Source organism: Staphylococcus sp. 11511212 (assembly GCF_011394755.1).
Taxonomy (GTDB): Bacteria; Bacillota; Bacilli; order Staphylococcales; family Staphylococcaceae; genus Staphylococcus; species Staphylococcus chromogenes.
Genome location: NZ_JAANBQ010000003.1, coordinates 616008 through 628359, shown reverse-complemented (window position 1 = coordinate 628359; position 12352 = coordinate 616008). Strand labels below are relative to the sequence as shown.

Genomic DNA, 12352 nt, shown 5'->3' with positions numbered 1-12352 from the left:
TTTTTGATGTAAACCTTAGACGCAAAGTAAAAATATCATTGTTTCATCAAGCAATAGGGTTAAAAGGACATTTAAGGTAATATTAATGTAAGATAATCTAGGATTTAGTAATTTTTTCATCAATATATGTTACGCTTTTATCGTTAATCTTCGTCAACTAACAACACATCGTAGGTATAGATTTTAGATAAAGGAGTGACATAGTGAAACAACATTTTGTATCGGGATTTATCTCCGCATTTGTCGTATTTCTAGCTGAAACAGTTAAACATTTAACGTTTAACCAAATTTATTATGGTAATATGCTTGGTTTTTCAAATTTTTTAGATGTCTTAGTTACTACAGTATTGGGGTATTTTATTGGTATTATCGTATCAATGGTATTTAAAATAACACATTCAAAAGATTAAGAGAGTTATGAAATAAATGGAATGGCTTTTAAGATTATCACTGTCAGGCTTAAATCACATAAAAACCTTGAACATTTCATGTTATAATAAAGAAATGTAATAGAAAGGATTTAATCAAGATGAACAAAAAGTACTTTTTGGGAATATCTATTTTCATAATCATCGTCATCTTACTCGCTGACCAACTGACGAAATGGCTCATTGTCGCTCAGATGACGCTTGGAGAATCTTTTACGGTGATCCCCAATTTTTTAGCCATTACTTCTCATCGTAATGATGGCGCCGCTTGGGGAATACTGAGCGGACATATGCCATTCTTTTACATCATTACAATTGTGATACTCATTGCGCTCATCTATTTTTACATTAAAGAAGCGAAAGGCCAATTTTTAATGCAATTCGCCATTAGTTTACTGATTGCTGGCGCTTTAGGGAATTTCATTGACCGTGTGCTCAATGGTGAAGTTGTTGATTTTATTGATACGACAATTTTCGGTTATGATTTCCCCATATTCAATATTGCAGATTCAAGTTTGACCATTGGGGTCATTATGTTAATTATTGTGTTGATTTTTACGCCTCAACACAAAAAAGGATAGGTGAAAATCATGGTCACACATGAATTCAAAATAGAAGATACTGCACTAGATATGCAGCGAATTGATAAAGTTTTACCTCTATTGAATCAAGACTGGTCTCGTAGTCAAATCCAAGATTGGATTAAAGGAGGTCAAGTTGAAGTCAATGGGAAACGTGTAAAATCAAATTATAAAGTAAAGCTTAGTGATGCTATTGTAGTTACGGAAGCTGAAGCGGTTGAAGCAGACATTCAACCAGAAAATCTTAATTTAGATATCTATTATGAAGATGAAGATGTTGCGATTGTTTATAAACCTAAAGGTATGGTGGTACACCCCTCTGCAGGTCATTATTCAGGGACACTCGTTAACGGATTAATGTACCAAATTAAAGATTTATCAGGCATTAACGGCGAAATTCGTCCTGGGATTGTCCATCGTATCGATAAAGACACATCAGGCCTTTTAATGGTGGCTAAAAATGATGTTGCACATCGAAATCTTGTCGAACAACTCATGGCTAAAACAGTGACACGTAAATATACGGCCTTAGTTCATGGCCATATTCCACATGAATTTGGAACGATTGATGCCCCAATAGGGCGAAATCCAAAAGATCGTCAGGCGATGGATGTTGTCGATAATGGTAAAGAAGCGATTACACATTTTAATGTCATTGAAAACTTCAATAAATATACATTAGTGGAATGTCAACTTGAAACAGGACGTACCCACCAGATTCGTGTCCATATGAAGTATATTGGCTATCCACTTGTCGGAGATCCTAAATATGGTCCGAAAAAAACGATGGATATTGGAGGCCAAGCCCTACATGCAGGGCTGATTGGGTTTACACATCCACGTACGGGAGAATATATTGAACATACAGCGCCGTTACCTGAAGAATTTGAAAAACTTATTGAAGATATACGAAGAGCAGAAAACTAAAGTATTCTAAAAGTTACAAATCATACTTTGACTTTTTAATAGAAAAGCGTTATCATTAAAAACAGTAAATCAAACGAACTCGTCTTTAATAGAAGTCCTGTGAGGCTTGGAAGACATGATAATGTATATGAATGATAACTTGTATGTGCGCTACGACGTTCAGTGAAACGGGTGTAGTGAAATACATGCAATTTCACATAGCTACTCATGTCTCATAAAGACATGAGTTTTTTTGTATCAACAAAAGGCTTTGGTGTCCCAACGCTTAAAGTTATGGTGAAAGGAATGGCTAAAATGGCAGAACGCATGGTTTTAGATGAGTCCGCGATTAACCGTACGTTAACTCGAATTGCACATGAAATTCTGGAATATAATAAGGGTTCTGAAAATTTAGCATTACTAGGTGTCAAAACGCGAGGAGAATTCCTTGCAAAGCGCATTCAAGCCAAAATTCAACAAATCGAAAATGTGGAGGTCCCTACTGGAACAATAGATATTACACAATTTCGAGATGATGTTGAAATGCGAGATGCACAATTATCTCAATCGTTCGATATTGATATTGATTTGAACGACCGAATTGTAATCATTGTCGATGATGTGTTATATACAGGACGAACTGTTCGTGCCTCATTAGACGCTATATTATTACATCGTCGTCCTAAAAAAATTGGACTAGCGACATTAGTGGATCGTGGTCACCGAGAGTTACCGATTCGCGCTGATTTTGTCGGAAAAAATATTCCAACGTCACATGAAGAATCAGTGGAAGTTTATCTTTCTGAAACTGATCATCGCAATGCCGTTGTAATTGAATAAACACCTTTTAATTCAGTACGAGAGACTGACAAAGGTACTTGTTACGAAAAAGTGTTTAGCATTGAAACGATTGGATTTCAATCTATCACTTTATCGATGATACCCTTGTGTCTCTTAACTGAATTCAGTTAAGAGATTTTTTTATTAAAGGAGAAAAAAAGATGCAAAATGAAGAAATGTTTAAACGTACAGTGCAACCTGTATTAGACGTACATGAAAAACCAAAAGCGGGTCAATGGGCATTTTTAAGTATCCAACATTTATTCGCAATGTTTGGAGCCACTGTGTTAGTCCCGTTTTTAACAGGTTTGCCTGTATCCTCAGCGCTACTTGCCTCAGGAATTGGTACATTATTATACATATTCATTACAAAAGGGAAAATTCCAGCCTATCTGGGCTCGAGTTTTGCTTTTATCACACCTATTATTACTGGACTAAGTACCAATAGTTTAGGAGACATGCTTGTTGCTTTATTCATGAGTGGTGTGATGTACGTCATTATTGGTATTGCCATTAAACTCAGCGGGACAAACTGGTTGATGCAAATCCTCCCACCTGTCGTAGTAGGCCCGGTCATTATGGTCATAGGATTAAGTCTTGCACCTACTGCAGTCAATATGGCGATGTTTGAAAACTCTGGCGACATGAAAGGATATAACCTCACATATGTCGCTGTGGCATGTATTACCTTAATTGTCACATTGCTCGTACAAGGTTTCGCCAAAGGATTTTTCTCACTTATTCCCGTATTAATCGGTATTATTGTTGGTTATATCACAGCAATTATATTTGGCATCGTTGATTTTAGCAAAGTGAAAGAAGCGGCTTGGTTACAATTTCCAGATATCTACATCCCATTTGCGGATTATCATCCATCTATTCACCTAGGTTTAATTGCAGTGATGTTACCTATCGTGTTTGTTACAGTGAGTGAACATATCGGCCATCAAATGGTCATTAACAAAATTGTAGGGCGAAACTTTTTTGAGGATCCAGGTTTACACCGCTCAATAATTGGTGATGGGGTGTCTACCATGTTTTCAAGTATTATTGGAGGGCCTCCTAGTACAACATATGGAGAAAATATTGGGGTGCTCGCCATCACAAAAATTTATAGCATCTATGTGATTTCAGGTGCTGCAGTCATCGCGATTATTCTTGGATTTGTCGGTAAATTTACGGCACTGATTTCATCCATTCCAACACCAGTCATGGGTGGGGTTTCCATCCTTTTATTTGGGACGATTGCTGCAAGTGGTCTACGTATGATTGTTGAAAGTCAAGTTGATTTTGCTCAAAATAGAAATCTTGTGATTGCATCAGTTATTTTAGTCATTGGGATCGGGAATATGATGTTAAATTTATCAGATTTAGGTGTGAAATTGACAATTGAAGGTATGGCTTTATCCGCAACAGCGGGCATTATTTTAAATCTCTTACTACCTAAACGCTAATTTATAAGGAGGCAATACTATGCAACATTTAGTGTCTATGGAAAAATTATCGCCAAAAGAAATCAAGCATCTCATCGAAATTGCTTCTCAATATAAACATGGAGAAGTACGACCTAGTTTAAAAGGAAAATATATTGCAAACTTATTTTTTGAAAATTCAACGCGTACAAAATGTAGTTTTGAAATGGCAGAGCATCGTTTAGAAATGAAACAAATTAATTTTGAGATTGCAACTTCCTCTGTTCAAAAAGGGGAATCATTATATGACACGTGTCGTACATTACAAACTATTGGATGTGATGCATTAGTCATTCGCCACCCAGAAAATAATTATTATGATGAACTGTTAGAGATGGGCATTTCAATCATTAATGCCGGAGATGGAAGTGGCCAACATCCGACACAAAGTTTATTAGATTTGATGACCATTTATGAAGAATTTGGACGTTTTGAAGGATTAAACGTGGTGATCTGTGGAGATATAAAAAATTCACGTGTTGCAAGAAGTAATTATCACAGTTTAACAGCTTTAGGGGCAAATGTTGTATTTTCAAGTCCAGATATTTGGAAAGACGAAACGATGCCAGGGGAGTACATAGATTTAGACGAAGTGATTGAAAACGTAGATATTGTGATGTTGCTTCGCGTTCAACATGAGCGACATGATGAAGGGACGGCGGGATTTGATGCGCAGGATTACCATGAAAAATTTGGTTTAAATCAAGCGCGTTACCAAAAATTGAAAGATCATGCGATTGTTATGCATCCTGCACCTGTGAATCGCAATGTAGAAATTGCGGATGCTTTAGTTGAAGCTCCTAAATCAAGAATTTTTAAGCAAATGGAAAATGGCGTTTATTTAAGAATGGCTGTATTAACTGAAACAATACAATAAGGGAGAGATTATGATGGTTTTAATTCAAAATGCAAAAATGTTAGAAGCAGGGACGTTAAAGCAAGTTGATGTTTTAATTCAAGAAGGGAAAATAAAATCAATTGCCACACAAATTGAACCTCAATCTGAAATGCAAATCATAGATGCTAAAGGACATTTCTTATCTCCTGGTTTTATTGATGTCCACGTACACTTAAGAGAACCCGGTGGCGAACATAAAGAAACAATTGAAACAGGGACAAAGGCAGCAGCACGTGGTGGTTTTACAACAGTGTGCCCAATGCCAAATACAAAACCTGTGCCAGATTCAGTTGAGAATATGCGTCATTTACAACAATTGATTGATGAAAATGCCCAAGTTCGAGTATTACCTTATGCTGCCATTACAGAACGTCAAGCAGGAAAGAAACATGTTGATTTTGAAGCATTAGCAAGTGAAGGCGCATTTGCTTTCACAGATGACGGTGTGGGTGTACAAGAAGCAGCCAAAATGTATGAAGCGATGCAACAAGCCAAAGCAGTCAACAAAGCTGTTGTTGCTCATTGTGAAGACAATAGTTTAATCTACGGAGGTGCCATGCACGAAGGTAAAAGAAGTGAGGAACTTGGGATTCCGGGCATTCCGAACATTTGTGAATCGGTTCAAATTGCACGTGATGTGTTATTAAGTGAAGCGACAGGTTGTCATTATCATGTATGTCATGTGTCTACAAAAGAAAGTGTTCGTGTAATTCGTGACGCGAAAAAAGCAGGCATTCCAGTGACCGCAGAAGTGACACCCCATCACTTATTATTAACAGAAGAAGATATTCCTGGTGACAATGCGATTTACAAAATGAATCCACCTTTAAGAAGCGTTGAAGATCGACAAGCATTAATTGAAGGATTATTAGATGGAACGATTGATATCATCGCAACTGACCATGCACCTCATGCTGAAGATGAAAAAAATCAACCTATGACACGTGCACCGTTTGGAATCGTCGGAAGTGAAACAGCATTTCCGTTACTCTATACACATTTTGTAAAAACAGGCGAATGGACATTACAACAATTAGTGGACTATATTACAATCAAGCCGGCACAAGTATTTGATTTGCCTTATGGCACTTTGAAAGAAGGGGCTGTGGCTGATTTAACGTTAATCAATTTAGATGAGGCATACGAGATAAAAGCACAAGACTTTTTATCTAAATCTTCTAACACACCATTTTTAGGAGAAAAGGTTTACGGTAAAACGCTATTTACGATGGTAGATGGCGAGATACGCTATGAGGAGGGGAAATAATGTTTGAAAAACGATATCTCGTACTTGAGGATGGAACGTACTATACAGGTTTTAAATTGGGAGCTGACACACTAACGCAAGGTGAAATTGTTTTTAACACGGCTATGACAGGTTATCAAGAGACACTTTCTGATCCTTCATATACAGGCCAAATAATTACATTCACTTACCCTTTAATTGGAAACTACGGAATTAATCGTGACGATTTTGAATCATTAATCCCCACATTAAAAGGGGTTGTGGTGAAAGAAGCATGTCAAGCGCCGAGTAATTTTCGAGCACAAAAAACTTTGAATGACGTGCTAAAAGAATTTGATATTCCAGGTATTAGTGGTGTAGATACACGAAGTATTACTAAAAAAATTCGTGAACACGGTGTCTTAAAAGCCGCATTCGTTGATAATGAAACTGAGATTGAGACGACTATTCAAAACTTGAAAACAATCGAATTTCCACGAAATGAAGTTCCGACAGTGTCTACGAAAACCCCATATGTCTCTACAGGATTTGATTTGCGTGTTGTGTTAGTTGACTTTGGGAAAAAGCAAAATATTGTACGCGAATTGAATGCAAGAGGTTGTGAGGTCACAGTTGTTCCTTACGACACAACAGCTGAAGAAATTATTAAAATGTCTCCAGATGGTGTGATGTTGTCTAACGGCCCTGGAGATCCAGCAGATGTTCAAGTTGCTGTGGATATGATTAAAGGTATCATCGGCAAAATTCCATTTTTCGGCATTTGTCTCGGACATCAATTGTTTGCACTCTCACAAGGAGCCACTTCTTTTAAAATGAAATTTGGTCATCGCGGTGCCAACCACCCTGTGAAAGACTTAAGCACAGGTAAAATTGCATTAACAAGCCAAAATCACGGGTATGCGATTGATGCAGACTCATTAAAAGAAACCGATTTAGAAGTTACACATATCGCACTGAACGATGGCACAATAGAAGGCTTACGACATAAGTTTGAACCTGCCTTTTCTGTGCAATACCATCCTGAAGCTTGTCCTGGACCGACAGATTCAAATTACTTATTTGATCAATTTATCGAATTAATGCTAGAACAAAAAAAGAAGGAGCGCGTTCATCATGCCTAAAAGAAACGATATTCAATCTATTCTCGTCATTGGATCAGGACCGATTATTATCGGTCAAGCTGCAGAGTTTGACTATGCAGGAACTCAAGCATGTTTAGCTTTAAGAGAAGAAGGCTACCGTGTCATTTTGGTCAATTCTAACCCTGCGACAATTATGACAGATAAAGAAATTGCGGATAAAGTCTATATTGAACCGTTGACGCACGATTTTATAGCGCGCATTATTCGAAAAGAACAACCCGATGCTTTACTACCAACTTTAGGGGGACAAACGGGTTTGAACATGGCGATTGAACTTCATAACAGTGGAGTTTTAGCTTCTAACAACGTGAAATTACTCGGCACTGAGTTAGATTCAATCGAACGCGCGGAAGACCGTGAACGTTTCCGTACACTCATGAATGAACTCAATGTCCCTGTTCCTGAAAGTGATATCGTTAACACGCTTGAACAAGCATTTCAATTTAAAGAAGAGGTGGGTTATCCTCTTATTGTTCGCCCAGCATTTACGATGGGTGGCACAGGTGGCGGTATTTGTTATAACGATGATGAATTAAAAGAAGTCGTATCAAATGGTTTGAAATATAGTCCAGCGACACAATGTTTAATCGAAAAATCCATCGCAGGATATAAAGAAATTGAATATGAAGTGATGCGCGATAAAAACGATAATGCCATCGTTGTATGTAATATGGAAAATATCGACCCCGTAGGTATTCATACAGGAGACTCCGTCGTCGTAGCTCCGAGTCAAACATTATCAGATGTGGAATACCAAATGTTACGTGATGTTTCGCTCAAAGTCATCCGTGCTCTAGGTATTGAGGGTGGATGTAACGTTCAATTAGCATTGGATCCACATTCAATGAACTACTATATCATCGAAGTCAATCCACGTGTATCACGTTCATCTGCACTCGCATCAAAAGCGACAGGGTATCCGATTGCCAAGTTAGCCGCAAAAATTGCGGTCGGTTTGACATTAGATGAAATGAAAAACCCTGTGACAGGCACGTCTTATGCGGCATTCGAACCGAGCTTAGATTATATCGTTTCTAAAATTCCACGCTTTCCATTTGATAAGTTTGAAAAAGGTGAGCGTGAATTAGGAACACAGATGAAAGCAACAGGCGAGGTCATGTCTATAGGCCGTACTTACGAAGAATCGTTGTTAAAAGCCATCCGCTCTTTGGAGTATGGTGTGCATCATTTAGGGTTACCAAATGGAGAATCGTTTGATTTATCTTATATTAAAGAACGTATCAAAGCACAAGATGATGAACGCCTCTTCTTTATCGGTGAAGCAATTAGACGTGGAACGACGTTGGAAGAAATACATGAAATGACAAAAATTGATTACTTCTTCTTAAATAAATTCAAAAATATCATCGATATGGAACACGCTTTAAAAGCAAATAAAGGGGATATTGACTACCTTAAATTTGCGAAACGTTTCGGATTTAGTGACCGTACAATCGCACATCGTTTCGAGATGACGGAAGAGGAAGTTTTTAAACTGAGACAACAACATCAGATTCAACCTGTTTATAAAATGGTCGATACATGTGCGGCTGAATTTGAATCGACGACACCTTATTTTTATGGAACGTATGAAGAGGAAAACGAATCCATCGTTACAGATAAAGAAAAAATTATCGTGCTTGGTTCTGGTCCTATTCGTATCGGTCAAGGTGTGGAGTTTGACTATGCAACAGTCCATGCAGTGTGGGCGATTCAAAATGCAGGATATGAAGCGATTATTGTGAATAACAACCCTGAAACGGTATCGACAGACTTTTCAATTTCAGACAAACTTTACTTTGAACCTCTTACAGAAGAAGATGTGATGAATATTATTCAACTTGAACAACCAAAAGGCGTCGTTGTTCAGTTTGGAGGACAAACTGCGATTAATTTAGCAGACAAGTTGGCTAAACATGGGGTCCAAATTTTAGGAACAACGTTAGAAGATTTAAACCGTGCAGAAGACCGAAAAGAGTTTGAAGCCTTATTAAATCGTATTCAAGTGCCACAGCCTAAAGGGAAAACGGCCACATCTGCAAAAGAAGCACTGGACAATGCGCGTGAAATTGGTTACCCAGTTGTTGTAAGACCTTCATATGTCTTAGGTGGTCGTGCGATGGAAATCGTGTATAGTGATGTGGAACTTGAAAACTATATGAATGAAGCGGTTAAAGCAAGTCCTGAACATCCCGTTTTAGTCGATCGTTATTTAACAGGAAAAGAAATAGAAGTTGATGCAATTTGTGATGGAGAAACAGTGATGATTCCAGGAATTATGGAACATATCGAACGTGCGGGAGTTCATTCTGGGGACTCTATCGCTGTTTACCCACCTCAAACGTTATCTCAAGAAGATATTGAGACTTTAGAAGCCTATACCATTAAACTGGCAAAAGGTTTGAATGTGATTGGATTAATCAATATCCAATTTGTACTCGCACATGATGGGGTTTATGTGCTAGAAGTTAATCCGCGCTCAAGCCGAACAGTACCATTTTTAAGTAAAATTACAGAAATTCAAATGGCACAACTAGCGATGCGTGCGATTATGGGAGAAAAACTTCAAGATCTAGGTTATACGCAAGGGGTTCAACCGTATAAAGAAGGTGTGTTTGTCAAAGCGCCTGTATTTAGTTTTAATAAATTGAAAAATGTAGATATTACACTTGGACCTGAAATGAAATCTACAGGGGAAGTCATGGGACGAGATCTTACATTAGAAAAGGCGCTATACAAAGGATTGACAGCTTCAGGGATGGAAGTTAAAGATTATGGAACAGCACTCATTACCGTGAGTGATAAAGATAAACAAGAAATGGTAAAAATCGCACAACGTTTAAACCAAATTGGCTATAAAATTATTGCTACAGCAGGGACTGCAAAAGTTTTAGCAGAGCATGATATTAAAGTTGAGACAGTGGGTAAAATTGGTGGAGAAGACGATTTACTGCATAAAATTCAAGAAGGTGACGTTCAAATCGTGATTAACACGATGACGAAAGGTAAAACGATTGAACGTGATGGTTTCCAAATACGACGCACTTCAGTAGAAAATGGTATCCCTTGTCTTACGTCACTTGATACAGCAAATGCATTAACGAATGTCATTGAAAGTATGTCATTTTCAATGCGAAATATGTAGGAGGTATTAGCGGTGGAAAAATTAACAGTGCTTTCAAATCAAATGATTGCAGATCGGATATACGAATTAAAAGTAAGTGGTCCGACAGTTTCAAAATTAAAACAACCTGGCCAATTCGTGCATATTAAAACAGGAGAAGGGTCATTGCACATGTTAAGACGTCCGATATCTATTTGTGAAATTGATAGAGACCATCAAAGTTTTACGATGCTATTTCGAGCTGAAGGTGAAGGGACTCGAAAGATTGCAGCGCTAAAATCCGGAGATGAACTAGATATCATTGCCCCTTTAGGAAATGGTTTTCCTGTAGATAAAGCTAAAAAGAAGGCTTTACTTGTTGGGGGTGGCATTGGTGTTCCACCGCTCTATGAACTTTCAAAACAGTTAAATGCCCGTGGTATTGAAACAGTACATGTTTTAGGTTTTCGTTCAAAACAAGATGTATTCTATAAAAATCAATTTGAAGCGTTAGGTGAGACCTATATTGTCACGGAAGATGGCTCTTTAGGGGAAAAAGGTTTTGTGACAACTGTGATAAATCAATTACCTGTAGACTATGATATTTACTATACGTGTGGACCCAAACCAATGCTTAAAGCTTTAACGGAACTCTACACTTTAAAAGATGTGCCAGGTTATATTTCACTAGAAGAACGTATGGGTTGTGGCGTTGGCGCTTGTTTTGCATGTGTCTGTCATGTGCCCCACAGTAATACTGATTATGTCAAAGTATGTACGGACGGTCCCGTATTTGAAAAAGGAGCAGTCGTATTATGAGTCGATTAAACATTGAACTTCCAGGATTATCACTCAAAAATCCAGTCATGCCTGCGAGTGGATGTTTTGCTTTTGGTGCGGAGTATAGCCAGTTTTATAACCTTTCTGAACTTGGCGCTATCATGATTAAGGCGGCCACAAAAGAAGCGCGTTTCGGTAATGAAACGCCACGTGTGGCTGAAACAGATAGTGGCATGATTAATGCGATAGGACTTCAAAATCCAGGGGTTCATCACATTTTAGACCATGAGTTAAAAGCGCTTGAAGCCTATGATGTGCCCATCATTGCGAATGTTGCAGGGTCTACAGAAGAAGACTATGTCTATGTCGCAGAATACATCTCTAAGGCGTCTAATGTTAAAGCCCTTGAACTTAATATCTCTTGTCCAAATGTGAAAGAAGGGGGCATGCAGTTTGGTGTAGATCCACAAGTTGCTGCGGAACTCACCAGAAAAGTGAAGGACGTATCTGCAGTCCCGGTTTATGTCAAATTGTCACCGAATGTCACTAATATTGTAGAAATGGCACAAGCGATTGCGGAATATGCAGACGGTTTAACGATGATTAATACGCTTGTGGGACTTCGTATTGATGCAAAAACAGGACGACCAATCATTAGTAATGTCATTGGTGGATTAAGTGGCCCAGCCATTAAGCCAGTCGCATTGCGTATGGTTTATGAGGTGCGAAAGGCACTCCCAACGATTCCGATTATCGCTATGGGGGGCGTTCAAAAAGCTCAAGACGTCATTGATTACATTTCGGTAGGTGCTGACGCTGTAGCAGTTGGAACGGCTAATTTTCAAAATCCACTTGTTTGTAAAGAAATTATTGATACATTGCCTACACTGTTAGATGAGTTAGGTGTGTCGCATATTCATGAATTAAAAGAACGTACTCAGAAAGGACTGTAATGT

At 38.2% G+C, this 12352-nt stretch carries 11 protein-coding genes; all 11 read left to right on the top strand.

Annotated elements, in window-relative coordinates; all coding sequences use genetic code 11:
• Nucleotides 1–203: 203 nt before the first annotated feature.
• Nucleotides 204–410, top strand: a complete 207-nt coding sequence (locus G8Y84_RS04440) for a hypothetical protein (RefSeq protein WP_037573185.1) — start codon at nucleotides 204–206, stop codon at nucleotides 408–410.
• Nucleotides 411–529: 119 nt separating this feature from the next.
• Nucleotides 530–1009 carry a signal peptidase II gene (lspA, locus tag G8Y84_RS04435; protein ID WP_037573187.1) on the top strand — a complete coding sequence of 160 codons (480 nt, stop codon included), beginning with the start codon at nucleotides 530–532 and terminating at the stop codon, nucleotides 1007–1009.
• Nucleotides 1010–1018: 9 nt separating this feature from the next.
• The gene (locus G8Y84_RS04430; protein ID WP_165806139.1) at nucleotides 1019–1936 is read left to right on the top strand and encodes an RluA family pseudouridine synthase; all 918 of its coding nucleotides are present in this window, start codon (nucleotides 1019–1021) and stop codon (nucleotides 1934–1936) included.
• Between the two features lie 294 nt (nucleotides 1937–2230).
• A complete protein-coding gene (pyrR, locus tag G8Y84_RS04425) occupies nucleotides 2231–2755 on the top strand; it encodes a bifunctional pyr operon transcriptional regulator/uracil phosphoribosyltransferase PyrR (RefSeq protein WP_037573946.1) in 525 nt (174 codons plus the stop codon).
• A 161-nt stretch (nucleotides 2756–2916) separates the two neighbouring features.
• Entirely contained in the window at nucleotides 2917–4209 is a 1293-nt protein-coding gene (locus tag G8Y84_RS04420) for a uracil-xanthine permease family protein (RefSeq protein ID WP_103159266.1), read from the top strand.
• A 19-nt stretch (nucleotides 4210–4228) separates the two neighbouring features.
• Entirely contained in the window at nucleotides 4229–5104 is an 876-nt protein-coding gene (locus G8Y84_RS04415) for an aspartate carbamoyltransferase catalytic subunit (protein ID WP_037573193.1), read from the top strand.
• Nucleotides 5105–5117: 13 nt separating this feature from the next.
• Nucleotides 5118–6392 (top strand): dihydroorotase, encoded by a 1275-nt coding sequence (locus G8Y84_RS04410; protein ID WP_105962751.1) that lies wholly within the window; start codon nucleotides 5118–5120, stop codon nucleotides 6390–6392.
• Nucleotides 6392–7492, top strand: a complete 1101-nt coding sequence (locus G8Y84_RS04405; RefSeq protein WP_037573195.1) for a carbamoyl phosphate synthase small subunit — start codon at nucleotides 6392–6394, stop codon at nucleotides 7490–7492. Before G8Y84_RS04410 ends, G8Y84_RS04405 begins: the two co-directional genes overlap by 1 nt.
• A complete protein-coding gene (carB, locus tag G8Y84_RS04400) occupies nucleotides 7485–10658 on the top strand; it encodes a carbamoyl-phosphate synthase large subunit (RefSeq protein ID WP_103159270.1) in 3174 nt (1057 codons plus the stop codon). Before G8Y84_RS04405 ends, carB begins: the two co-directional genes overlap by 8 nt.
• Nucleotides 10659–10670: 12 nt before the next feature.
• Complete coding sequence (locus tag G8Y84_RS04395) at nucleotides 10671–11435, top strand: dihydroorotate dehydrogenase electron transfer subunit (RefSeq protein WP_165806138.1); 765 nt, start codon at nucleotides 10671–10673, stop codon at nucleotides 11433–11435.
• On the top strand, nucleotides 11432–12349 hold the full coding sequence (locus tag G8Y84_RS04390) for a dihydroorotate dehydrogenase (RefSeq protein ID WP_165806137.1): 918 nt from the start codon (nucleotides 11432–11434) through the stop codon (nucleotides 12347–12349). Before G8Y84_RS04395 ends, G8Y84_RS04390 begins: the two co-directional genes overlap by 4 nt.
• The last annotated feature ends 3 nt before the right edge of the window (nucleotides 12350–12352 follow it).